The following is a 23,417-nucleotide window of genomic DNA, read 5'->3' on the forward strand; positions in this document are numbered from 1 at the left end:
TGTACTAGTGATTCTGTTTAGTTAAATTTAATCAGTCTTAAATTCCAAACCATCATCTCCGGCATCAATATTGACTACATGCTCCTCACGAAGCTCGCCGCCGATAATCTTTTTCGCCAGTGGAGTTTCCACATGGGATTGCAGATATCTGCGCAGCGGCCTTGCCCCATAGATGGGATCGTAGGACGCATGGGCGATGAATGCCTTGGCTTTGTCGGTGACTTCCATGGACATTTTTTGTTCTTCCAGACGCGCACGCAGTCCTGCCAGTTGCAGGTCAACTATCTTAACGAGGTCTTTTTCAAGCAGCGGCTTGAAGAGCACTGTTTCATCCACGCGGTTCAGAAATTCAGGTCTGAAATGTCCGCGCAGAACGTTTATTACACCGTCCTGAACACCATTTTTGAATTCTCCGTTTGCTTCGATTCCTTCAAGCATGAGCTGGGAACCGAGGTTGGAGGTCATGATGATGATGGTGTTCTTGCAATCAACGGTGCGGCCTTGCGAATCGGTGATTCGACCGTCATCGAGAATTTGCAGTAGCACGTTGAACACATCGCTGTGCGCTTTTTCGATTTCATCAAAGAGCACTACGGAATATGGCTTGCGTCGGATGGCTTCGGTAAGCTGACCGCCTTCGTCGTAGCCGATGTAGCCCGGAGGGGCTCCGATGAGCCGTGCGACCGCATGTTTTTCCATGTACTCGGACATGTCCATGCGCACGATGTTTTCTTCACTGTCAAAGAGTGCTTCAGCAAGGGCCTTGCAAAGCTCGGTCTTACCGACCCCGGTGGGGCCGAGGAAGATAAATGAACCGATGGGGCGCGAGGGATCTTTCAATCCGGCACGGGCGCGCAGAACCGCTTCGGATACCGCGCGGACAGCATCATCCTGACCGATTACCCGGTCATGCAGTATTTCTTCAAGGCGCAGCAGTTTTTCGCGTTCACCTTCAACAAGGCGGCTGACCGGAATTCCGGTCCAGCGAGAGATGATCCCTGCAATGTCATCGGGGCCGACAAATTCCTTGAGCAGACGTTTGCTGTCCGCTGTGACTTTGTCATCTTCGCCTTCGATGTCGTTTGATATCGCAGCTAGCTGACTCTCCAGACCGGGCAGCACGGAGTAGGTCAACTCCGATGCTCGGCCAAGGTCGCCTTTGCGTTGTGCTTCTTCAATATCTATTCTGGTCTTCTCAATCTGTGCCTTGAGGTCGCGCACAGTGTCGATGGAACCTTTTTCTTTTTCCCATTGTTCAACCAGTTCGGACTGCTTGATTTTCATCTCGGTGAGGCTGTCTTCCAGCTTGGAAAGACGCTCTCGGGATGCGGCATCGTCTTCTTTACGCAGTGCTTCGCGCTCGATTTCAGCCTGCATGATCTGGCGGTTGACCTTATCCAGCTCGTAAGGCTGGGAGTCGATTTCGGTCCTGATCATTGCTGCGGCTTCATCGATTAAGTCAATGGCCTTGTCTGGCAGTTGGCGGTCAGTGATGTAGCGTGCGGAAAGGCTTGCAGCCTCCACCAGTGCACTGTCGCTGATTCGTACACCGTGGTGCACTTCAAAACGTTCTTTCAATCCGCGCAGGATTGAGATGGTATCCTCAATAGTCGGTTCCTCAACCAGAATGGTCTGGAAACGGCGTTCGAGGGCCGGGTCCTTCTCAATGTATTTGCGGTATTCGTCAGTGGTGGTCGCGCCGATACAATGCAGCTCGCCACGGGCCAGCATAGGCTTGAGCAGGTTCCCGGCATCCATTGCGCCGTCAGTCTTACCTGCGCCGACAATAGTGTGAATCTCATCAATAAAGATGATGATCTGGCCTTCGGATTCCTGAACTTCCTTGAGCACGGCTTTGAGGCGTTCCTCGAACTCGCCGCGATATTTAGCACCCGCAATGAGTGCACCCATATCGAGCATGAACACGGTTTTATCTTTTAAACCTTCGGGAACGTCCTGTTTGACGATACGCTGGGCCAGTCCTTCGATGATGGCGGTTTTACCTACCCCGGCCTCACCTATAAGGATGGGGTTGTTCTTAGTCCTGCGGGACAGGATACGGATAACACGCCGGATTTCGGAATCACGGCCGATGACCGGATCAAGCTTGCCTTTGCGGGCTTCTTCCACCAGATCGCGACCGTATTTCTTAAGCGCATCGTAGGTGGCTTCCGGGTTATCGGTGGTTACACGCTGGTTGCCTCGGATGGAGGTCATTGCTTCCAGAACCTTGTCTTTGGTCAGGCCGAAAGTCTTGTTGACCTTGCCCGCTCCGGTGGAGCCGTGTTCGTCCATGATGGCGAGGAAAAGGTGTTCTACACTGATGAATTCGTCCTGCATGCGCTGGGCGATTTCTTCAGAGGCCACAATAATCCTGTTCAGCCGCTGGGTAACAAATACCTGACCGGGCTGTGCTCCGGGGCCGCTGACCCTAGGCAGTTTGCGGATTTCATCCTCTACAGCCTTTTTATAGTCTGCGGGATTAATGGACGATTTTTCGAGAATTTTGGAAACAATCCCTTTTTCCTGCTCGATGAGAGCGAGGAGGAGGTGTTCCACTTCTATCTGCTGCTGACCATTTTTAACAGCCAGAGATTGTGCCGCAGCAATTGCGTCGTTGGTTTTTTGTGTGAATTTGTTCGGATCCATATATAGTCTCCTTTTGCTTTATCTTAGTTGACTTGCATTCAGATTCACAACTCTTTTCAACCCGCTTGGGTGAATTTTGGACGCACCTTTACTGTTCTTCAGGGAGAGAGGGTAGCCCTCCCCCTGAAGTTGTCCGGCGTATTAGGCAGGAGTTTGAATCTATTTATAAACTCGCAAGTCATTGCGGTTTTAAATTAACTTTTTCATTTCTTCGATTTGCGACTCAAGTTTTTCAACCCTGTCGAGCAGGTCTACGATGATAGAACCGCCTGTTGGGGTTACATCAAGGTCCTTGCAGAGCCTTGATAGTTTGGTCATGCGATATAGATCGCGTGTTTCAAAGAGATAATGTCCGTCCCCGGTTGTTCCGGGGCGCACCCATTCCATACTGATCAGTTCCAGTACCACGGCTTCTTTCAGTCCGGTCATTTCCATGACCTGAGTGATAACCAGCCTTTTGGAGCTGGATGGAGGCTGTGCTTCGGTACGTTCTTTAATGTCCATTGCCGGCCTCCTTTAGAATGAGCGGGGTGAGAAGTCGGACTTTTCAGCCAGTTCTTCCCAGAGTTTTTTCATTTCATCGGTTTCGGCTTTGGGGACCTGAATCATGATGCGCACAAACTGGTCGCCCTTTTTAGATCCGGTGCCGAGTCCGCGCCCCTTGATGCGTAGCTTTTTACCGCTGCCAAGGCCCGCGGGGATGTTCATTTCAACCATACCGTCAAGGGTGGGCAGCTTGAATTTTCCGCCAAGAGCCGCTTCCCAAGGGGCAAGGTGCAGGTCGAGGATTACGTTGCTTTCTTCGACTTTGAAATTCTTGTGCGCTGCAAGCTTGATCTTAAGGTACAGGTCGCCGCGCGGTCCGTCGTGCGGGCCGGGTGATCCCTGACCGGAAAGGCGGATTTTCTGTCCTTCCTTGATTCCAGCGGGAATCTTAACATCCAGAGTCTTGGACTGCACCATAGGATGCCCGCCCGGACCTGTTGCCCTTTCCTGCACGGTAACGGATTTAGGTCCGCCTTTGTACGCTTCCTCAAGGGTCAGCAGCAGGGTGGTTTCGGAATTTTCGCCTTTGCGAGGACGCTGCTGATGGAATCCGCCACCGCCAAAGCCCTGTGCTCCGCCGAATCCGCCACCGCCGAAGTTTGCGCCTCCGCCACCGAAAATGGTTTCAAAAAAGTCGCTGAAATCACCACCGCCTGCGCCGCCGAATCCTCCGAATCCGCCGCCACCGCCGAAGTTCATGTTTTCGTAGCCCGGAGGCGGACGGAAATTCTGCCCGTGCTCCCAGTCCGCGCCGAACTGGTCGTACATTTTCCGCTTTTCGGGGTCCTTAAGAACTTCGTAAGCTTCGTTGATTTCTTTAAACTTCTTTTCAGCATCCGCATTGTCCGGGTTCAAGTCCGGGTGGTACTGCCGCGCCAGCTTTTTGAAAGCCTTGGCAATCTCATCCTTGCTTGCGGACCGGGAAACTCCCAGAAGTTTGTAGTAGTCCTTATATTTCACGCTCATCTTGTAATTACTCCTTGAGTGATTGGGCGATCAACTTTTTCATCGCCACTCTACCAGAATAAAACAGAGTTTGGGCAAGTCAAGCGTAATAATTGAAATTTGGTGGGGAGGTGGGAGGATTTGTTTAAGAATGATTGAAAGCGGTGAATTTTGTTTCTTTGTGACCAGAAATATCTAAAAATCCTCCGGCAACTCATAATCCTTCTTCTCTGGCACATAACAATAAACACAACGATCCTTCTTCACAAAAAAACGAATCAATATCACTCCGGCAATAAACCCACCTATATGGGCGGCCCATGCGACTTTTTGTGCTCCTTCGGCAAAATGTTCGGATACACCGGAAAAAACCTGAAGTATGAACCAGAGTCCTAAGAATAAGGATGCGGGAATTTTGAAGAAAAACGGTATGATGATCACAGGGAATAAAGTCAGTACCTGCCCGTGCGGGTAGAGCACCATGTATGCTCCCATTATTCCGGCGACTGCGCCGGATGCACCGATTACGGGTGCACTGGCAGAGGGGTTTATTATCATCTGTACTGCGATGGCTATGATCCCGCAGACCAGATAAAACAAGATGAACCGTCCATGCCCCATGGCATCTTCGATGTTGTCTGCGAAAATCCAGAGCATCCATAAATTTAAAATGATATGCAGCCAGCCGCTATGCAGGAACATGTAAGTGAAGAGCGGCAGTATCCCGGAATCGGGATATCCGGCGGCTACTGCCCATTCCGGATTGAAGAATCTTGCCGGGACTACGCCCAGCAGGTGGAAAAGTGCCAGCCGTCCTTGCGGAGTCAGCATCTGTTCAAACGCAAAGACAATGACGTTTACGATCATAATTCCGCGCAGCACGTACGGCGTGATCAGGCAGGGGACGTTGTCGCGGATTGGGATCATTGAGTTAGCCTTTGTTGGAGCTTGAGATTTATGAATTTAAATTAAAGCTTAACAGAAAAGTATTATGATCTCTATGGGGATAGTCCTGCAAAAAAACGACCCCCGCAGCAGAAGCTGCGGGGGCGTGACGAGATTGAGTTGGTAGGTAAACTAGGGGTACTCACTCCCTAAACACTAAACCTGATGCCGAAAGCGGGGTTGGACCTTGCGTAGAATTCTTTTATGTATAATGGACTTGCATCCTAACAATTAAATTGTGTTCATTCTTCCGACTACGGCCCTGACCACACGCCTCAGGTCTCACTTATAAAATAACACATGGGGCGGGTAAGTCAATACTCACAGGCGCGAAAACCTAGCTCTCATCAGGGTTGAACAGCTTTTTCAGGTAGTTCTCGAATGATGTTTCCTTGTCCTTGCGCAGGTCAGCCAGAACTTCGAGAATTCGCGTTGTTTCCGAATCAAGTTTAGCCAGATCAGCGTCATTTTCTATGATCGCGGTGCAGCAATCCATTTTGGATTTTTCATCCCACTGCCATGAATCGAAAACCGCAAGCATTTCAGGATCAATTCCACGTTTCTCGCGCAATTCTCCCGTCCGCTTCTCTTCCGGTGTGCGGATTCCGATTACAGCATCAACCAGTTTCTTGGTATGCCAGCCGCCTTCCAGCAGCAGGGGAACTTCCGCAACTGCCAGCGGTTGGTTTGAGTTGGTTTTGTAGAATTCGGTTACATCGTGTTGCACTATGGGGTGGATTATATTCATGACTTCCCGGCGCAGGTCTTCATTTTCGCACATTGCGGTGAAGAGTTCAGCCTTATCAATGTTGCCGGTTTCGTTGTCGATGAAACGGTTGCCGAATCTCTGGCGCATTAGTTCCCATCCTGCTCCGTCTTTTTCATAGGAACGGGCTACGGATTCATCTGCACTGAAAGTGGGGATTTTCTTTTCTGCAAGAATTTTAAGTACTGCGGATTTGCCTCCACAGGGCATGCCGATTAAGCCGACACGCTGTACTGATTTATCAAGAGCCTTGAGCATGTTGATGAAATCTTCGGGCGGTGCCTGAGTGAAGCTCAGCTCTTCTTCAGAGTCGGGGTGAGTGAATGAGAGCGAGTAGGCATGCAACATCTGGCGTTCAGCCAGTTTTGCCAGCTGCGGCTGATCCTGTTCCCAAATAGCGTGAGGCATGGAACCGTATACCTGATCGCCAACCAGCGGATGACCTATGTGGGCCATATGGACCCTGATCTGGTGGGTGCGTCCTGTGTAAATTTTTACTTTAACTAGGCTGGCACGTCCGGCTGGGTCGGACCAGAGAACTTCATATTCGGAACGGGCATCGCGTCCACCTTTGAGGACAACCGCCATTTTGGTCTTATGTACCGGATGTCTGCCCATAGGCTGGTCAATTTCACCAAACTCACGTTTTGGAACACCGTGTACGATTGCAAGGTACGCCTTGTTGACCTCGCGATCAGCAAAAGCGGTGGACATGGCAAGACGGTCATGTTCGTTCAAGGCTACGGTAATGAGGCCGGATGTAAATTTGTCCAGACGGTGCACAATTCCGGGCCGCCATTCGTCCATATCCCGGATTTCAGGGAAGTGGTGAATCATGCGGTGAACGAGTGTTCCTGTGGGGCAACTTGGAGCTGGGTGAGTGGTCAGTCCTGCTGGTTTATTGATAACCGCGATCTTTCCATCATTATATATAATTTCCAGTGGCAGCTCTTCGGGGACCAGTGAAGTCAGTTCTGCCTCACCTTTGAGGGTAAGCTCTTCATTTCCCATCAATTTCTGGTTAGGCTTTTTGCAGATCTTACCATTTATCTCAGCGAATCCGGCCTTGATCCAGTCTTTTACCTTTCCCCGAGAAATACCTTCTTCCTCCAGAGCGGTTCCCCAGAATTTATCCAACCGGGTATTGCGGTCAGAAAATTCTGCAGTTTTTGTCCAGAGAAGTTCGGTCTCATTTTCTTGAAAATCTTCGTTATTGCACATGTAATTTATTCCATATTGGGTTATATTCGTATTCAGTAATAGGATGCTTATTGGTAATTCTCAGTTATGCCAAGTAGATATGTTTTAACTGGAGAATAATTTAAAATTTGCTTGACTGTCAAAGCTGTGTCTTATAGAAACACGAAGTTTTGACTTTTCGGATTTTATAACAAATAACATGGGATCAAGGAGGCACCGTGGCGGTACATGTGGTAGACCATCCTTTGGTAAGACACAAGCTCGGCATTCTCCGTGAAGACGGCATCAGCACAAGTCGTTTTCGCGCACTGGCTCAGGAAATTTCCAGACTGCTTACTTATGAAGCAACCAAAGACCTCGCAACCGAAGCTAAAACCATTACTGGTTGGGCGGGTGAAGTTGAGGTTGAGGAAATCAAGGGTAAAAAAATCACCGTAGTTCCTATTCTTAGGGCCGGCCTCGGTATGATGGACGGCGTTCTGGACATGGTTCCCGGTGCCCGTGTCAGTGTTGTCGGCTTTTACCGTGACGAAGAGACTTTGCAGCCTGTCGAATATTACGTCAAGCTTGCAAGTAACATTGATGAGCGTATCGCTCTTATTCTTGACCCCATGCTCGCTACCGGCGGAACCCTGATGGCAACAATCGATCTTCTCAAGAAGTCCGGTTGTACCAATATTAAAGGTCTGTTCCTCGTAGCTGCTCCTGAAGGGATTGAGAAAATTGTTAAAGCTCATCCGGACGTTGATATTTACACGGCGTCCATCGATGAAAAACTCAATGATGCAGGATACATTCTCCCCGGTCTCGGAGACGCGGGCGATAAGATATTCGGCACTAAGTAAATGTTTTTAAAGGCACCAAATACGGTGCCTTTTTTTTGGAATAATTTTACGGAGATTACTAATGAGCACATCCAGTACTGACTATAATTTCAGGGCAAAAGACGTTGTCCTCGGCGCGCAGATGCTTTTCGTCGCATTCGGTGCACTCGTCCTTGTTCCCCTGTTGACCGGGCTTGATCCCAACGTGGCCCTTTTTACTGCCGGCGCTGGTACACTTGTTTTTCAGGTTGTTACCAAGGGTAAGATTCCCGTATTTCTGGCATCCTCATTTGCATTCATTGCGCCCATCATCTACGGCGTACAGACTTGGGGTATCCCATCCACTCTCTGCGGTCTTGCTGCCGCTGGTCTTTTCTACGTTGTACTCAGTTTTCTCATCCGCTGGCGCGGTACAGATATCCTTAAGCGTGTTCTGCCTCCGATTGTAACCGGTCCGGTCATCATGGTTATCGGTCTGATCCTTGCCCCGGTAGCAGTCTTCATGGCTGTTGGTAAAACCGGTGATGGCTCAGTTGTGCTGGTTCCAGAAAAGACCGCACTGATCGTGTCCATGGTTTCCCTCGCGGTTACCGTTGCCGTGTCCCTGCTCGGTAAAGGCTGGCTCAAGCTGATTCCCATCCTCTGCGGTATCGCAGCAGGTTACATTACCTCCCTTTTTATGGGACTGGTCAACTTTGAAGCTGTTGCCGCTGCTCCGTGGTTTGCAATCCCCAATTTTACCGCACCTGAATGGAACCTAGAAGCAGTGCTCTTTATCGTTCCGGTGGCAATCGCTCCGGCAATTGAGCACTTCGGTGATGTTCTTGCCATCAGCTCCGTTGCCAACAAGGATTATGTGAAAGAGCCCGGTATCCAGAACACCATGCTCGGTGACGGTCTGGCTACCTCTCTTGCTGCTTTTCTTGGTGGACCTCCGAACACTACTTACTCTGAGGTTACCGGTGCCGTTGCCCTGATCAAGGTTTTCAACCCCGCAATCATGACTTGGGCTGCAATTGTTGCCATGTCACTCGCTTTCTGCGGTAAGGTCGGTGCATTCCTGTCCACCATTCCCGTTCCGGTAATGGGCGGTATCATGGTCCTGCTTTTCGGTGCGATCATGGTTGTCGGCATGAACACTCTCGTTCGTGCAGGCGATGACCTCATGGAAGCACGCAACTTAGCTATCGTAGCTCTGATCGTAATCTTCGGTGTAGGCGGCATGTCCCTGCCTACTCCTTTCAGCGATGAGTTCAGACTCGGCGGAATCGGTCTTGCCGGTATTCTCGGTGTCTTTCTGAACCTTGTCCTGCCGCAACCGAAGAAAGAAGAATAGCAATAAGCCGGAGTGGTCCGGCATTGTATAGGTTTGACTTGTGAGAGACTTGTCCGGAGGCCCATCGGGGGTGTCCGGGCATTTCTCATTTTTTACTTGCTGGGATAAGAGCTGCTCTGTAGTTTGTAACCGGAACGAAATTTCACGGTTGATATACTGTTACAAATAATAAGTAATTTGTGGAGAATGGAATGGATACAGGGTTTAAATATCCTGAGCTGAAAGATCTGGCAGCGGGGCGGAAGGTCGCTATGGCTGTCAGCGGCGGTGCGGACAGTCTATTGTCAATGGTTCTGCTCAAAGAGAGCGGGGCGGATATTGTGGCGGTCCACGGTTGTTTTCTGGGTAAGGAAAAGGCCGAAGTCGCTGTTGCCGGATTGGAGAAGAGATGTGCAGAGCTGGATGTGTCGTTGCATGTTTTTGATCTTACTGCGGAGTTTGACCGTTTGGTGGTCGAGCCCTTTGTTCAGGAATATCTTAGGGGAAATACTCCCAATCCATGTGCTCTCTGCAACCCTGAAATCAAGTTCGGCGTACTTTACAAAGCTGCGCAGGAACTTGGTTGCGATCTGCTCGGAACAGGACATTACGTACGTATTGCTGAAGATGCGCGTTATGGTCGTGTGCTGGCCCGTGGTGCTGATATGGGCAAGGACCAGAGCTATTTTCTTTCCCTTGTTCCGCGTGATTCCGTTTTGAATGCGATTTTCCCTCTTGGTGGGCACAGCAAGGATCAAACTTATGCCGAGCTGGATAAGCGCGGCGTGGAGATTCCTCTTCCTTCAGAAAGTCAGGAAATTTGTTTTGTACCTGATGATGATTACCGCCAGTTTTTGATTGATCGCAAGGTAAAGCTTCCCGGACCGGGGATAGCGGTACTTTCCGATGGCACCAAGGTCGGTAAGCACAACGGCCTATGGCGCTACACTCAAGGTCAGCGACGAGGTTTGGGTATTTCCTGGAAGGCTCCGCTTTATGTTCTGGATAAGGACATGAAGCGTAATCTGCTTATCGTGGGAACCAGTGATGAGCTTGAAGCCGGAGGCTGTATTGCTGACAGTTTTAATTTTCTGATTGATTTTGAACGTTGGCCGGAAACCGTATACATCCAGACCCGCTACCGACAGCGATCCAAGCCCGCAAGGGCCGTGCAGGTTGGCAGCAGCATAAAATTTGATTTCATTGAGCCGCATTCCCGGCCTACACCGGGGCAGATTGTGGCTGTATATACAGAAGAGGGCGCTGTGCTCGGAGGTGGTATCATCCGGGAATAGCCCCGGGAGATATGCGCCGTGTTTATCGAGACGCAGAGACTTATTTTAAGGCCCCTTAAGCTGGGTGATGCCGGATTTCTTTCCGGTATGATGAAAAATCCGGATGTTTACCGTTACATCCTTAAACAGGAACCGTGGTCAGAGGGCAAGATTCATTCTTTGTTGCAAAAACAGGAAGGATTGTTTGCTCGGCAGGGTTATTGCTTGTTTGGGGTTGAAATGAAGGGGAGTCGAGCGCTGGCAGGTTATTGCGGAGTGCAGCCCTTGGAAGATTTTTCAGAATCCCTGCTCGGGCAGGTCGGTATCAGCTGGGTTTTTCAAAGAGATTACTGGGGAGCAGGGTTGGCTACGGAATCTGCTTCCGCCTTTTTGGATTATGCTTATCTCAAAACAGATCTTCAGAGTATAAAAGCCCTCATTCATCCGGCTAATCGCGGCTCCATGCGTGTGGCTTCCAAGCTTGGCTTTGAGTTTGATGATCTCGTCTTTCGTAATGGCAGGCTGCGGGTAATGTATTCACTTTTGAAAGAAAAGTACTCTAGCGAATCACTTCTTTACGCTGGACGCAGCGTGGGGTTCATGCAGCCCGGACTGATTTAATTCTCTTGGGTGAGTGTTCAGTTCTTAGAGAGTTTGTTTAAGCCCCGCGGGGACTAGGATCATTTTAAGTTCCGATACTGATATATAAATAATTTACAAATATCGGGTTGACCTTTGCCTGACAGGGGAGTATTAACTGTTTCCAGAAAGCGGTTACAGGCATGTTGCCAACCGAACATTTTGACCCTAACGGGTTAGGTAAAGTTAAAAACTAATACGATTCTACTGGAATTTATTTTTAAATCAGTTTAAGTATATTTTCATGGCAAAGGAAAAAAGAATACCGAAGCACAAGGGCGTATACATTCTGCCCAACCTCCTCACCGTGGCGAGCCTCTTTTGTGGGTTCCTCGCGATGAACTGGGTTGTGGAAGGTGCATACGAGATGAGTGCTGTAGCCATTCTGGTGAGCTGTCTGTTTGACGGTCTCGACGGAAAGGTTGCCCGGTTGACCGGAACCAGCAGTGAATTCGGCGTACAGCTCGATTCTCTCGCTGATGCGGTCGCTTTCGGTGTTACTCCTGCGTTCATGGTATATCACTGGCAACTTCACCAGTTCGGAAGACTGGGTATGCTGGCAGCCTTCTTATTGATGGCTTGCGGTGTGCTCAGGCTCGCCCGTTTCAATGTTCAGGCAGCGACAACTTCCAAGGCTCATTTCATTGGTCTGCCCATTCCTGCGGCTGGCTGTACCTTGTCGACTCTGATCCTGTTCACCCCTTATATTCCTGAAAGTCTCGCACAGAGTGTACTGCCTATGTTCACTCTGGTGCTTGTATATTGTCTCGCATTTCTGATGGTGAGTACCGTCCGCTATAATTCTTTCAAAGAATTTGGTGTATTCAAAGCTCACCCCTTCAGCTCCATGGTAACCGTTATTGCGCTCTTTACCATGGTCGCATCTCAGCCCAAATTTCTGGGTTTCGTGATCTTTGCCGGTTATATTATTTCCGGTCCGATCTACACTATTTTTATTCTATCCCGCAGAAGCAATAAGCTACTAGGAAAGTCCTCCAAAGAATTGTCATAAGCTTTTTCCAAGGTAGTTCTATAACTACACCCAGAACAAGCTTATACGGTACCAAAATTCTTTCGGGGACGGTAAATTACTCAGTAGTTTAACCTGTTTCACTGTTTTATTCCCTCTTTTTATTATACACTGCAAATATTCTGTACTTGCAGCTTCCTTCTGGAGATAGATAAATGTCTGATAAAGTTTACATTTTTGATACAACATTGCGTGATGGCGAGCAGTCCCCGGGTGCAACCATGAACATGGGTGAAAAAATCACCATGGCCCGGCAGCTGGAAAAACTCGGCGTAGATATTATTGAAGCCGGCTTCCCCGCAGCAAGTCAGGGTGACTTTGAAGCCGTAACCGCGATCGCCAAATCAGTAGGCGATATTCAGGTTGCAGGCCTCTGTCGAGCGCTGAAAGCCGACATTGATCGTGCTTTTGATGCAGTCAAACATGCTAAAAATCCCAGAATTCATACCTTTGTTGCTACTTCCGACATCCACATGAAGCACAAGTTCAATAAGGAACCGGATGAGATTCTGGAAATGGCCCGTAAAGCTGTCCGTCACGCTGTATCGCTGACTCCCAATGTTGAATTTTCCGCTGAAGATGCTTCCCGCTCACGCTGGGATTTTCTCGCACAGGTTGTAGAGGTCGCCATCGCAGAGGGTGCAACTACCATCAATATTCCTGACACTGTTGGTTATGCCCAGCCTGATGAATTCGGTAAATTGATCGAGTACCTGATTAAAGAAGTGCCGAACAGCGACAAGGCTATCTTCAGCGTTCATTGTCACAACGATCTCGGTCTGGCTTGTGCCAACACCTTGGCTGCGATCAAGGCCGGTGCCCGTCAGGCAGAGGTAACTCTCTCCGGTATCGGTGAGCGTGCCGGTAATGCTGCTTTGGAAGAAGTGATCATGGCCCTGCATACTCGTAAGGACTACTACGATGTAGAAACTTCTATCCTCACCGAACAGTTGTTCCCTTCCTGCCGCAGGTTGGCGACAACAATTGGTCAGCCCATATCCCCGTATAAGGCTATTGTGGGTGCCAACGCGTTTGCTCACGAGTCCGGCATTCATCAGGACGGCATGCTCAAAAACCGTCAGACCTATGAAATTATGACACCGGAATCCATTGGTAAGAAGGGAACTTCCATTGTCATCGGTAAACATTCAGGCCGCAACGCTTTGGGATCAAAGCTCAACGAAATGGGTTACCAACTGGATGATGATCAGATTGGACGTGTCTTTTCTGCGGTTAAGGCTCTGGCTGATAAGAAAGAAGAAATTTTTGATGAGGACGTTGAAGCTCTCGTTCTGGAAGAGGCATACCGTATCCATGACTTGTACCGGGTAAAAGAACTCTCTGTGTTCTCCGGTACCGCAGGAGTTTCCCCGCACGCAGCAATCGTGCTGGAAGATTTCAGCAAGGATAAAGAAAGTCCTGAAGTAATTCAGGAAGTCGGATTCGGCGATGGTCCTATCAATGCGGTGTTTTCCACCATCAACAAGATGGTGAATAGATCACCTAAACTGGAACTTTATTCCGTAAACGCTGTTACCGGCGGTACTGATGCGCAGGGTGCGGTTACGGTCCACATTACTGACAACGGTTTCAAATCAATCGGGCGCGGTTCTGACGAAGACATCATCGTCGCCAGTGCCAAGGCTTACGTCAACGCAATTAACAGGGCTGAACGCATGAAACAGGAGAAAAATAATGCCTAAAACTTTAGCTGAGAAAATTTTACAGGCTCATACCGACGAAACAGTGAAAGAGCCGGGCCAGATTGTCCGCTGCAATGTTTCCATGGTGCTGGCCAACGACATTACCGCCCCTCTTGCTATTAAATCTTTCAGGGCCATGGGAGCGGATCAGGTCTTCGACAAGGACAAAGTTGCTCTTGTCTGTGACCACTTCACTCCCAACAAAGACATTGATTCTGCTGAGCAGGTTAAGGTTGTACGCGACTTCGCTCACGAGAAGAATATTACTCATTACTATGAAGGCGGCGAAGTCGGTGTTGAACACGCACTGCTGCCTGAACTGGGCCTTGTCGGTCCTTCCGATATCGTAATCGGTGCCGACTCCCACACCTGTACTTACGGCGGCCTCGGTGCATTCGCTACCGGAATGGGTTCCACTGACATCGCAGGCGGTATGGCTCTGGGTGAAACCTGGTTTAAGGTTCCCCCGACCATCAAAGTTGAGATCGAAGGTACTCCCGGTAAGTACATGGGCGCTAAGGATTACATCCTTAATCTCATCGGAACCATCGGAGTATCCGGTGCTCTCTACAAGGCTCTGGAATTCAGTGGCTCCGTTGTAGAAAATCTCTCTATCGAAGGGCGTATGACCATTGCTAACATGGCTATCGAAGCTGGTGGTAAGGTTGGTCTGTTCCCGGTTGACGCTAAGACCCTCGAATACTGTAAGGCCGCAGGCCGTACCGGTGATGTGGAAATGCGTGCAGACGAAGGTGCTAGCTACGAGCGTGTAGTCAAGATTGATGTAACCGGCATGAAGCCTCAGGTTGCCTGTCCGCATCTGCCTGACAACGTCAAGCCTGTTGACGAAGTTAAGGACATGAGAATTCATCAGGCCGTCATCGGCTCCTGCACCAACGGTCGTATCGAAGACCTGCGTGAAGCCGCAGCTATCCTTAAAGGTCGCAAGGCTGATAAGAACGTGCGCCTGATCGTGCTGCCCGCTACTCCGAATATCTGGAAGCAGGCTCTGCGCGAAGGTCTGATCGAAACCTTCATGGAATCCGGCGCAATCGTTGGTCCTGCAACCTGCGGTCCCTGTCTCGGCGGTCACATGGGTATTCTCGCTGGCGGTGAGCGTGCAATTGCTACCACCAACCGTAACTTCAAGGGTCGTATGGGCAGCCTCGAGAGTGAAGTTTTCCTCTCCAGCCCCGCAGTAGCAGCAGCATCTGCAATCACCGGTATCATCACTGACCCCGAAGCCTTATAAGAATAGGAGAATTTAAATATGTCTATCAAAGGAACAGCATACAGAGTCGGGGCACACATCGATACTGATGCTATCATCCCGGCCCGTTTTCTGGTTACCACCGATCCTGATGAACTCGGTGCCAACTGCATGGAAGGTCTGGAAGCAGGCTGGATTAAACGCGTTAAAAAGAACGATATCATGGTCGCCGATGAGAACTTCGGCTGCGGTTCTTCCCGCGAACATGCTCCAATCTCCATTCTTGGTGCCGGAATCCCTGTTGTAGTTGCTAAAAGCTTCGCCCGTATTTTCTACCGCAACGGCTTCAACATGGGCCTGATTCTCCTCGAAGTTGGTGATGATTTTGAAAAGCTTGGCGATGGCGATCAGCTTGAAGTTGATGCTGAAAAGGGCGAAATCAAGAACGTAACCACTGGCGAAACCATCACTTGTGCTCCGGTTCCCCCGTTTATGAAAGGCATCCTCGATTGCGGCGGACTGGTAGAATACGTTAAAGATCGTCTCTCTAAATAGATCAATAAGGATGCAGGTCAGGTTGTGTATAGAGCGCGCCTTGACCATATAAGGTGGCGAAGCCATATTAAAAAAGTTTGGGATTCTTAAACCCTTTTCAAAGGGTTTAAGGCACCCGGCATGGTCGCCGAAGGCATCTAAATATAAAGCGCGATAGCGCATCAAATAGGAATTTCAAATGAAAATATGCGTAATGCCCGGTGACGGTATCGGGCCGGAAATCATGGAACAGGGCGTTAAGGTCCTGAACGTAATCGGCGAAAAATTCGGTCACAAATTCGAAACTACCGAAGCTCTTATCGGCGGCGCAGCCATTGACGCAACCGGTGTTCCGCTTCCTGACGAGACCGTTAAAGCTTGTAAAGAGTCTGACGCAGTTCTGCTCGGCGCAGTAGGCGGCCCGAAATGGGATACAATCGATCCCGCAATTCGTCCTGAAAAAGGTCTGCTCGGTATCCGTAAAGAACTTTCTCTGTTCGCCAATTTGCGTCCTGCTGCACTGTTTCCGCAGCTTAAAGATGCATGTTTTCTGCGTCCCGATATCGTTGAAAAGGGTATCGACATCATGGTTGTTCGTGAGCTGACCGGTGGCATTTACTTCGGAGAGCCTCGCGGCACCAAGGTCGAGAATGGTGAACGCATGGGTTACAACACCATGGTTTATTACGAGCACGAAGTAAAACGTATCGCCAAGGTTGCTTTCGAAGCTGCCCAGAAGCGCAATAAGAAGCTTTGCTCCGTAGACAAAGCAAACGTGCTGGATGTCTCCCGTGTATGGCGTGAAATCGTCATCGAAGTTTCCAAGGATTACCCAGATGTTGAGCTGACTCACATGTACGTGGATAACGCTGCAATGCAGCTGGTGCGTGATCCTTCCCAGTTCGATGTTATCGTGACCGGCAACCTGTTCGGCGATATCCTTTCCGATGAAGCTTCCGTTATCACCGGTTCCATTGGTATGCTGCCTTCCGCATCACTTGGCGCATCCAACCCCGGTCTGTATGAGCCTATCCACGGTTCCGCACCGGATATCGCAGGCGAGAACAAAGCCAACCCGCTGGCAACCATTCTCTCTATCGCTATGATGCTGCGCTACTCCTTCAACATGGCTGAAGAGGCAGATTGCATCGAATCCGCAGTAGAGAAGACCCTTTCCGAAGGACTGCGCACTGGTGATATCATGGATGTGGGCGGTAAGCTCGTAGGTTGCACCGAAATGGGTGAAGCCGTTATCAAGAATCTTTAGTCGTCTCCGACGGCCAAAGGAAAGGGAAACCCTTATGCGTACGCCAAAAAGGGTTTCCCTCTCCTCTGGACTCCTCTTCCTTCCCAAAACGCGTTAATAATTTTCATATATAGTTTTTAAGGCTGTCTTTTATTGAAGGGCAGTTTATATTTTGCAGACAGGTCTTGTTGGGACTGGGCTGCTTTTTTTGTTTGCATTGAGCAAAATTTACATATTGTTTAGTTCTATTGTATCATTTTTATTATGATTAAATTTAAGACCGAACGGCTTGTTTTGCGTGGCTGGCAACCTAGCGATTATGCTCCCTTTGCTCGTATTAATGCGGATCAGGAAGTTATGAAATACTTTCCGGCACCGCTTTCAAAAGTGGAAAGTGACGCCAATGCTGATGTGATAGGTGGTTTGATTGATAAGCGAGGCTGGGGATTCTGGGCGGTTGAAATACCGGATATCTGTCCATTTACCGGTTTTGTCGGTTTACATATTCCAATTGCAGAATTGCCTTTTTCGCCGTGTGTTGAGATTGGCTGGCGTCTTGATAAAGAGTTTTGGGGTTACGGTTATGCTACAGAGGCGGCGAGATTTGCCTTGGAATATGGATTCACAAAGCTTGATCTGGATGAGATTGTGTCCTTCACTGCTAAGCAAAATAAAGCGTCACAGGCAGTAATGAAAAGACTTGGTATGTCCCGGGAAAGTGAAACTTTTGAGCATCCGTCAATTCCTGTTGGCAATTCTTTGCGTGAGCACTTTCTATATCGGTTACAGCGGAATGCTTGGATCGAAATGCAGTGCTCATAATTATCCCAATATAGGCTTTAGGGCTTGTTTTGCGCCAAAGAGATAGACTTGTATTTGCCAAGTTACTGATAATTAGCTGTATTAATTGTACTGATTTTGTTGGCCTCCTTTATGCAAAATTCAATGAAAAGAGTAATTAATTTCAGAACAGGAGGCATTATGCTTATCGCTGTAAGTGCAAATAATTCAAATTTGGATGACCAATTTGAACCTCGTTTTGGCAGGGCTGCTGGTTTTGTGATTTTTAATAGCGAAACAGGCGAAAGTCGATTTATTGATAATTCCGTAAATGCACAGGTTGCTGGCGGGGCTGGATTGCAGACTGCACAGTTGCTAGCTGATCAGGGGGTGAACTCCGTTATTTCGGGAACTTTCGGTCCTAAGGCTGAGCAGGCTTTGCAGGCAGGCCACATTGAGATGGTTACCGTTCAGTCCGGTACCGTGCGCGAACTTGTCGAAAATTATGTGGCTGAAGTTTCCGGAGGGGGTCAGCCTGTTGCGGATTTAAAACGATCACCTAATAGTTTGAGCCGTTTTGGTGGCGGGTGCCGTCGCATGGGCGGAACTGGCCGTGGAATGGGAATGGCTGGAGGAGGTCGCGGAATGGGCGGCGGAGGCCGTGGTATGGGAGGTGGAGGGATGGGCCGAAGATAATTATTTTGAATAAATTTAAATGCGACGTGTAAAAAAATCCCCGCACGGAAAGCCGTGCGGGGATTTTAAATTGTATTGCTACAAGCAGTTTAGATCAGACCGCTTGCTTTGAGCTGTGCTTCAAGTTTTGCCTTGCTTGCTTCCATGAGCGGAACAAGCGGCAGTCTGAAGGATGTCTCAAATTTCCCCATCATGCCCAGTGCTGTTTTCACCGGAATGGGGTTGGTTTCAACGAACATCACCCGGTTCAGGGGCTGCATTTTGAAGTGCAGTTCCTGAGCCTTTTTCATGTCACCGGCTCTGTATGCTGCACACATGCCGGACATCAAGTCAGGCACGATGTTTGAGACAACGGAGATTACGCCGTGTCCACCAAGGGCAAGCAGAGGCAGAACAGTGAAATCATCACCGGAAAGAACGGTAAATCCTTCAGGGCACTGTTCGATTACATCAGAAACCTGACCGAGATTGGCGGTTGCTTCCTTTACACCAACGACATCGGGAACTTCATTCGCGATCATGGCGATGGTTTCGGGCAGGGCATTAAGTCCTGTACGTCCGGGTACGTTGTAAAGGATGAAGGGCATTGAAGCTTCTTCGGAAAGGGCTTTGAAATGCGCCAGCAAGCCCGCCGGAGTCGGTTTATTATAGTATGGTGTAATCTGGAGGGTGGCGTCTGCGCCTGCCTGTTTAGCAAGCTTAGTCAGGTTTACGGCTTCCTTAGTATTGTTTGAACCCGCGCCAGCAATGACCGGGACACGTCCCTTGGCCTGCTCGACACAGATTCTAATAACCTCACCTTGTTCTTCATGGGTCATTGTTGCCGCTTCGCCGGTAGTACCGCAAGGTACAAGACCGTCGATCCCCTGTTCGATCTGCCACTCGATCAGTTCGCGGTATGCGTCCTGATCAATCTCTCCGTCCTTGAACGGAGTGACCAGAGCAGTGAATGCTCCTTGGAATGTCATGTTTAAGCCTCCAAATTTAATTTACTTATCGTCCGAAATACCACTGAGCAGCTTTGCAACTTCCGGCTCCTCACGAAGCTTTTCAGTCAAGGTTTGCAGAAACCATTTTACGTTTTGGCCGGAAGACCAATTAAAGTCCTCATCTCTGGAGGGCCAGCCGTAGATATCGATTCTGTTAACCGCTTTTCCGGTAGGGTAGCTGCGCACCCATACAGTCTTACCTTTTGCAGTAAGACTGCCGGAAAGTCCCGGACCGTCACCGCTCCCAAGGAGAATGTCCGGGGGAGCCTCGCCAATGACCGGATTGGCGAGAAATTTTTTCTCCCTGAAGTAACCCCATGAACTCATGGCAATTACCAGATCCGCTTTCTCCCTGTTTTCCTTGATCAGTGTGGCGCATTCATCAATGAGATCATCAGGAAGATTGTCGGAGCCTTTTTCAAGGTATGGAAGAATGATTATTGCGGCCTTCTTGCCATCGGCAAGCGGCTTGTTGATAACCAGAACTTCCATGGTGCCGAACCAGTTTTGCGGAATTCCTTTGGGGGAATTTTGCAGAAAACTCATTTCGGCAGGACTAAGAATTCCTAAATCATAATTAATGATTTGGAAAGCATCAGTCAGCGCATTTCGTTTTTTATCGGAAACTTTTTTGCCGGAAGTCGGCAGAAATTCAAATGCACCGCCCAATATCAGAACATCGTGCTTCTGAGCGACCCGCAGATCCATAAGATAACCGGCCCGCCGGGCCAGTCCCCCAAGGGTTTTGTTTCCTCAGGTGGGGCAGGGGTTTACAGTCCCGAATGTGTTGGCGGTGTTAGCAATAGACAATAGTACATCCTTGTCAGCATAGGACATCGAGGGTCCCATGCTGACAAGGATAAAAAAAGCAAATATGAGAAGGCGCATTAAGCGTTCAAATATTCTTTCAGCTCTTTACCGGGACGGAAAAAAGGCAGTTTTTTAGGGGTGACGTCTACGACATCCCCTGTTTTCGGGTTACGTCCGGTGTACCCTTTGTATTCTTTCATCTTAAAGCTGCCGAATCCTCTGATTTCAACTCTGTCGCCGCGAACAAGCGCCTCTTTGATGGCATCTACAAATGCATCAACAATTTCGGCTGATTCATCCACGTGGAGACCTTTTTCTTCCGCAAGACTCTTGATCAGTTCGCTTTTGTTCATGTCCTCTCCCACATCGTGTTGAGTGTGACAAGCTAGTGTTATTACCATTTCTAATACAACTATGCCGAAAAGTTACCCTTTTCGTCAAGCATAATTAGTCGTCCAGTGTAGGAAATTTTTTCATGACAGGTCTTTCACTGAGTCTACCCATATTTTCCATTCTGATCTTCTGAATTTTTACAGCAATATTCAGGATATCGCGGCTTGCTTCAGATTTAGGAGCATACTTAATAAAAGGAATCTGCCGTCTTACAGCTTCTGTTACTGCAGGATCATAGCGCACATAACCCATATTTTTCAACTTAATATTAAGAAATTTTTCGCAGGCCATATTTAAGCGGTTAAAAGTCTCCCGTGCTTCTTTCTCATTCGTAGCCTGATTGACTACTATATTGAAATCGCTGACATTATGCTGAGAATGCAGAACCTTGATCAGTGCGTAACTGTCTGTCAGTGATGTCGGTTCCGGGGTAATTACCACAATTCTCATCTGTGTCATGGCAGCGAAAGAGAGTACTGTTCCGTTGATTCCGGCTCCGAGGTCGAGCACCAGATACTGATATCCGCCGACAAGTTCAGTTATTTTACTGAACAGCAGATCCTGCATGTCTTCATCCATTTCGACCAGTTCAGGCACACCGGAAGCTGCGGGCAGGATGTCGAATTTCTTTCCCTGTTCAATAGGGATTACAATATCAGATGGCTTGGCACCGCTGGTCAGGAGATCCTGCATGTTTGATTCAGGGGAAATCCCCAGCAGAACGTCCAGGTTTGCCAGTCCGAGGTCGCAGTCCATGAGCAGCAGGCTGTTGCCTCCGGTATTCAAGGCATAGGAAAGATTAAGGGATAGGTTGGTTTTACCGACTCCGCCCTTACCGCTCATGATAGCAAGGCTTAATGTTTTATTGGCGTTGATCATGTCTTATATGTTCCTTTATTAGGGTAACAATAAAATTTATCGAGATTCAAAATATCCGATCTTGAGAGTGCGGCGTCAGCTTCCCGTGAATAAGAATTTCTTCTCATTGGCGTGTACAAGGGTTTCCTTGGTCACTGTTTCAAAATCAAGAATATCAGCTGAGCAAACCTGATCCTTACCGGACTCTTTGGCTTCATACAGAGCCTTGTCAGCCTTGCTGATCAGTTCATGCATTTCAACTTCCACCATACCTTTAAAGCAGGAAATTCCGGCGGAGCAGGTTATTGAAAAAGTTTCATTGCTCCCCGGCTTGGCAAAAGTCAGTCCGCGCACTTTATCCAGCAATCTTTCCAGTAGTTGTTTGGCCTTTACAAGGCCCACACCTGAAAGGATGATTGCGAATTCTTCTCCTCCGATTCGGGCAACAAGGTCATAGCGGCGTGAGTTCTGAGAAAGGAGATCTGCAAAATCAATTAAGACTTCATCTCCTTTCAGGTGTCCCCACGTATCGTTAATTTTTTTGAAATTATCCAGATCAAGAATAGCCAGAGTAAGAGGAGTCTTGCTCCTTCTAGTCCTTTCAATTTCCTGATCAAGGGTTCTTTCAAAGACCCGTCGGTTGGAGAGTCCTGTAAGAGGATCATGTTCTGTCTTGTAGGAGAGTTCCTGAAGAACAGATTGCACATGGTTAAGATGCGGGGCCATGTTCCGGTCAAGAGGAACGGTCATCCAATCATTTAAACCGTGCCTTTCCGCAAGAATTTCCCAAGCCTTGAGAGTCATGCCCGGACAGAGCCGTAAAACGGCAAGTCCTTCCGGGCACTCGTGCGTGTGGCAGACTTCTTTTTCATTACAGAATCTGTCTCGCACGGAAATAAGCTCTTCGAGAAGGCTGGCTTCATTTTCAGCGATGTACTCAGCGCTCATTTTCTCCGCCGTATGCGTCAAGCATGAATTTCCTGATCAGACCATCGAGTTCACCGTCCAGAACCGCTTCGACATTTCCGTCTTCGGCTCCGCAGCGATGGTCTTTGACCAGTCGGTAAGGTTGCAGAGTGTATGTCCTGATCTGACTGCCGAATCCGATAGAATCCTTGGTGGCATAGTCAGCTCTCTTGCTTTCTTCCTGCCTCTTCAGTTCCTGCTCGTAGAGTCGGGACTTGAGGACTTTCATTGCGGTTTCTTTGTTTTTCAGCTGTGACTTTTCATTCTGGCACTGAACAACAATATTTGTGGGCAGATGGGTAATGCGTACCGCAGAGTTGGTCTTGTTGACGTGCTGCCCTCCGGGACCGCTGGCCCTGAAAACGTCAAGCCGGATATCTTCGTCTTTTACTTCAATTTCGATGTCCTGTGAAATTTCAGGATAAACGTCTACTGAAGCAAACGAAGTATGCCTTCTGCCGGAAGCATCAAAAGGAGAAATACGGATCAAACGATGGATACCGGCTTCACCTTTGAGAAAACCATAGGCGTAAAGTCCTTCAATGCGAAGGGTTACACTCTTGATACCTGCTTCATCGTCAGGCTGGTAGTCCAGATAACTGGTTTTCCAGTTCCGTTTGTCTGCCCAGCGAAGATACATGCGCAGGAGCATTTCGGCCCAATCCTGTGACTCAATTCCACCGGCACCGGGGTGAATCTCAAGAATGGCTGTACTTTTATCTTCCGGCCCGGAAAGCAGGGCGGCAAGCTCAGTCTGTTCCACAAGCTTGGCAAGCTTTTCAACGTTCTCTGAAAGGGCTTCGAGGATTTCCTGATCCTGATCCTCAGAGGCCATCATCAGCCATTCTTCAACATCGTCTTTGCTGGAAGTAAGATTGTCGTATGATGTGACTTTTTCTTCCAGCATGGATTTCTCGCGCAGGACCGGAGTCAGTGCGTCCGGTTTATCCCATGCACCGGGCTTGCTCAGGTCGTGTTCTATCTCTTCAAGCCTTTCCTTGCTTTGAGCGTGGTCAAAGACGCCCCCAGAGGGATTCATATTTTTGTATGCAGGTTAAGGCCTTGGATCTGAGGTCTGAAAATTGAAGCATATTCTGAA

22 protein-coding genes are annotated in these 23,417 nt (G+C 48.9%); 11 read left to right on the top strand and 11 right to left on the bottom strand.

Features of this window, described 5'->3' with window-relative positions:
- Nucleotides 1–27: 27 nt before the first annotated feature.
- The 5 genes from clpB to coaE all read right to left on the bottom strand — a co-directional run bounded on the left by clpB (nt 28) and on the right by coaE (nt 7,072).
- Nucleotides 28–2,649 (bottom strand): ATP-dependent chaperone ClpB, encoded by a 2,622-nt coding sequence (gene clpB / locus DESAL_RS07880; protein ID WP_015851452.1) that lies wholly within the window; start codon nt 2,647–2,649, stop codon nt 28–30.
- Between the two features lie 189 nt (nt 2,650–2,838).
- Nucleotides 2,839–3,153 carry a chaperone modulator CbpM gene (locus DESAL_RS07885; RefSeq protein WP_015851453.1) on the bottom strand — a complete coding sequence of 105 codons (315 nt, stop codon included), beginning with the start codon at nt 3,151–3,153 and terminating at the stop codon, nt 2,839–2,841.
- A 12-nt stretch (nt 3,154–3,165) separates the two neighbouring features.
- Nucleotides 3,166–4,161: a DnaJ C-terminal domain-containing protein gene (locus tag DESAL_RS07890; protein WP_015851454.1), complete on the bottom strand. Its 996-nt coding sequence runs from the start codon at nt 4,159–4,161 to the stop codon at nt 3,166–3,168.
- Nucleotides 4,162–4,335: 174 nt separating this feature from the next.
- Nucleotides 4,336–5,067 (bottom strand): rhomboid family intramembrane serine protease, encoded by a 732-nt coding sequence (locus DESAL_RS07895; RefSeq protein ID WP_015851455.1) that lies wholly within the window; start codon nt 5,065–5,067, stop codon nt 4,336–4,338.
- A gap of 355 nt (nt 5,068–5,422) precedes the next feature.
- Complete coding sequence (coaE, locus tag DESAL_RS07900) at nt 5,423–7,072, bottom strand: dephospho-CoA kinase (RefSeq protein WP_015851456.1); 1,650 nt, start codon at nt 7,070–7,072, stop codon at nt 5,423–5,425.
- 197 nt (nt 7,073–7,269) lie between these two features.
- Between coaE and upp the strand changes: the two genes are divergently transcribed.
- The 11 genes from upp to DESAL_RS07955 all read left to right on the top strand — a co-directional run bounded on the left by upp (nt 7,270) and on the right by DESAL_RS07955 (nt 18,302).
- Complete coding sequence (upp, locus tag DESAL_RS07905) at nt 7,270–7,896, top strand: uracil phosphoribosyltransferase (protein ID WP_015851457.1); 627 nt, start codon at nt 7,270–7,272, stop codon at nt 7,894–7,896.
- 61 nt (nt 7,897–7,957) lie between these two features.
- Nucleotides 7,958–9,211, top strand: coding sequence for a uracil-xanthine permease family protein (locus DESAL_RS07910; protein WP_015851458.1), 1,254 nt, complete (start codon nt 7,958–7,960; stop codon nt 9,209–9,211).
- Between the two features lie 191 nt (nt 9,212–9,402).
- Nucleotides 9,403–10,485 carry a tRNA 2-thiouridine(34) synthase MnmA gene (mnmA, locus tag DESAL_RS07915; protein ID WP_015851459.1) on the top strand — a complete coding sequence of 361 codons (1,083 nt, stop codon included), beginning with the start codon at nt 9,403–9,405 and terminating at the stop codon, nt 10,483–10,485.
- Nucleotides 10,486–10,503: 18 nt separating this feature from the next.
- Nucleotides 10,504–11,085, top strand: coding sequence for a GNAT family N-acetyltransferase (locus DESAL_RS07920; protein ID WP_015851460.1), 582 nt, complete (start codon nt 10,504–10,506; stop codon nt 11,083–11,085).
- 262 nt (nt 11,086–11,347) lie between these two features.
- Nucleotides 11,348–12,115 carry a CDP-diacylglycerol--serine O-phosphatidyltransferase gene (pssA, locus tag DESAL_RS07925; protein ID WP_015851461.1) on the top strand — a complete coding sequence of 256 codons (768 nt, stop codon included), beginning with the start codon at nt 11,348–11,350 and terminating at the stop codon, nt 12,113–12,115.
- 173 nt (nt 12,116–12,288) lie between these two features.
- The gene (locus DESAL_RS07930; RefSeq protein WP_015851462.1) at nt 12,289–13,836 is read left to right on the top strand and encodes a 2-isopropylmalate synthase; all 1,548 of its coding nucleotides are present in this window, start codon (nt 12,289–12,291) and stop codon (nt 13,834–13,836) included.
- The gene (gene leuC, locus DESAL_RS07935) at nt 13,829–15,088 is read left to right on the top strand and encodes a 3-isopropylmalate dehydratase large subunit (RefSeq protein WP_015851463.1); all 1,260 of its coding nucleotides are present in this window, start codon (nt 13,829–13,831) and stop codon (nt 15,086–15,088) included. Before DESAL_RS07930 ends, leuC begins: the two co-directional genes overlap by 8 nt.
- Nucleotides 15,089–15,106: 18 nt before the next feature.
- Nucleotides 15,107–15,601 (top strand): 3-isopropylmalate dehydratase small subunit, encoded by a 495-nt coding sequence (locus DESAL_RS07940; protein WP_015851464.1) that lies wholly within the window; start codon nt 15,107–15,109, stop codon nt 15,599–15,601.
- Nucleotides 15,602–15,779: 178 nt separating this feature from the next.
- Nucleotides 15,780–16,847, top strand: coding sequence for a 3-isopropylmalate dehydrogenase (leuB, locus tag DESAL_RS07945; RefSeq protein ID WP_015851465.1), 1,068 nt, complete (start codon nt 15,780–15,782; stop codon nt 16,845–16,847).
- A 243-nt stretch (nt 16,848–17,090) separates the two neighbouring features.
- Nucleotides 17,091–17,648, top strand: coding sequence for a GNAT family N-acetyltransferase (locus DESAL_RS07950; RefSeq protein WP_015851466.1), 558 nt, complete (start codon nt 17,091–17,093; stop codon nt 17,646–17,648).
- Nucleotides 17,649–17,807: 159 nt separating this feature from the next.
- Entirely contained in the window at nt 17,808–18,302 is a 495-nt protein-coding gene (locus DESAL_RS07955; RefSeq protein WP_015851467.1) for a NifB/NifX family molybdenum-iron cluster-binding protein, read from the top strand.
- A gap of 89 nt (nt 18,303–18,391) precedes the next feature.
- Here DESAL_RS07955 and dapA read toward each other — a convergent pair whose 3' ends face one another.
- The 6 genes from dapA to prfB all read right to left on the bottom strand — a co-directional run bounded on the left by dapA (nt 18,392) and on the right by prfB (nt 23,409).
- Nucleotides 18,392–19,270 carry a 4-hydroxy-tetrahydrodipicolinate synthase gene (gene dapA, locus DESAL_RS07960; RefSeq protein ID WP_015851468.1) on the bottom strand — a complete coding sequence of 293 codons (879 nt, stop codon included), beginning with the start codon at nt 19,268–19,270 and terminating at the stop codon, nt 18,392–18,394.
- Between the two features lie 21 nt (nt 19,271–19,291).
- Complete coding sequence (locus DESAL_RS07965; RefSeq protein ID WP_420705239.1) at nt 19,292–20,179, bottom strand: UshA-like (seleno)protein family 2; 888 nt, start codon at nt 20,177–20,179, stop codon at nt 19,292–19,294.
- Entirely contained in the window at nt 20,179–20,502 is a 324-nt protein-coding gene (locus DESAL_RS07970; RefSeq protein ID WP_197528797.1) for an HU family DNA-binding protein, read from the bottom strand. The genes DESAL_RS07965 and DESAL_RS07970 overlap by 1 nt, the downstream gene beginning before the upstream one ends.
- 46 nt (nt 20,503–20,548) lie before the next feature.
- A complete protein-coding gene (locus tag DESAL_RS07975) occupies nt 20,549–21,373 on the bottom strand; it encodes a MinD/ParA family protein (protein ID WP_015851471.1) in 825 nt (274 codons plus the stop codon).
- 75 nt (nt 21,374–21,448) lie between these two features.
- Nucleotides 21,449–22,300 carry a GGDEF domain-containing protein gene (locus DESAL_RS07980; protein WP_015851472.1) on the bottom strand — a complete coding sequence of 284 codons (852 nt, stop codon included), beginning with the start codon at nt 22,298–22,300 and terminating at the stop codon, nt 21,449–21,451.
- Nucleotides 22,290–23,409 (bottom strand): peptide chain release factor 2 gene (gene prfB, locus DESAL_RS07985; RefSeq protein WP_197528799.1). Its coding sequence is split into 2 segments (ribosomal slippage): nt 22,290–23,333 and nt 23,335–23,409, totalling 1,119 coding nucleotides; the frame shifts between segments, so codons are not numbered across the junction. The genes DESAL_RS07980 and prfB overlap by 11 nt, the downstream gene beginning before the upstream one ends.
- Between the last annotated feature and the right edge of the window lie 8 nt (nt 23,410–23,417).

Origin of the sequence: Maridesulfovibrio salexigens DSM 2638, from assembly GCF_000023445.1 — a bacterium.
GTDB lineage: Bacteria > Desulfobacterota > Desulfovibrionia > Desulfovibrionales > Desulfovibrionaceae > Maridesulfovibrio > Maridesulfovibrio salexigens.

Coding starts and splice junctions, on each gene's coding strand:
- clpB (WP_015851452.1), bottom strand. CDS start 2,649: ATGGATCCGAACAAATTCACACAAAAAACCAACGACGCAATTGCTGCG.
- DESAL_RS07885 (WP_015851453.1), bottom strand. CDS start 3,153: ATGGACATTAAAGAACGTACCGAAGCACAGCCTCCATCCAGCTCCAAA.
- DESAL_RS07890 (WP_015851454.1), bottom strand. CDS start 4,161: ATGAGCGTGAAATATAAGGACTACTACAAACTTCTGGGAGTTTCCCGG.
- DESAL_RS07895 (WP_015851455.1), bottom strand. CDS start 5,067: ATGATCCCAATCCGCGACAACGTCCCCTGCCTGATCACGCCGTACGTG.
- coaE (WP_015851456.1), bottom strand. CDS start 7,072: ATGTGCAATAACGAAGATTTTCAAGAAAATGAGACCGAACTTCTCTGG.
- DESAL_RS07910 (WP_015851458.1), top strand. CDS start 7,958: ATGAGCACATCCAGTACTGACTATAATTTCAGGGCAAAAGACGTTGTC.
- mnmA (WP_015851459.1), top strand. CDS start 9,403: ATGGATACAGGGTTTAAATATCCTGAGCTGAAAGATCTGGCAGCGGGG.
- pssA (WP_015851461.1), top strand. CDS start 11,348: ATGGCAAAGGAAAAAAGAATACCGAAGCACAAGGGCGTATACATTCTG.
- DESAL_RS07930 (WP_015851462.1), top strand. CDS start 12,289: ATGTCTGATAAAGTTTACATTTTTGATACAACATTGCGTGATGGCGAG.
- leuC (WP_015851463.1), top strand. CDS start 13,829: ATGCCTAAAACTTTAGCTGAGAAAATTTTACAGGCTCATACCGACGAA.
- DESAL_RS07940 (WP_015851464.1), top strand. CDS start 15,107: ATGTCTATCAAAGGAACAGCATACAGAGTCGGGGCACACATCGATACT.
- leuB (WP_015851465.1), top strand. CDS start 15,780: ATGAAAATATGCGTAATGCCCGGTGACGGTATCGGGCCGGAAATCATG.
- DESAL_RS07950 (WP_015851466.1), top strand. CDS start 17,091: ATGATTAAATTTAAGACCGAACGGCTTGTTTTGCGTGGCTGGCAACCT.
- DESAL_RS07955 (WP_015851467.1), top strand. CDS start 17,808: ATGCTTATCGCTGTAAGTGCAAATAATTCAAATTTGGATGACCAATTT.
- dapA (WP_015851468.1), bottom strand. CDS start 19,270: ATGACATTCCAAGGAGCATTCACTGCTCTGGTCACTCCGTTCAAGGAC.
- DESAL_RS07970 (WP_197528797.1), bottom strand. CDS start 20,502: ATGGTAATAACACTAGCTTGTCACACTCAACACGATGTGGGAGAGGAC.
- DESAL_RS07975 (WP_015851471.1), bottom strand. CDS start 21,373: ATGATCAACGCCAATAAAACATTAAGCCTTGCTATCATGAGCGGTAAG.
- DESAL_RS07980 (WP_015851472.1), bottom strand. CDS start 22,300: ATGAGCGCTGAGTACATCGCTGAAAATGAAGCCAGCCTTCTCGAAGAG.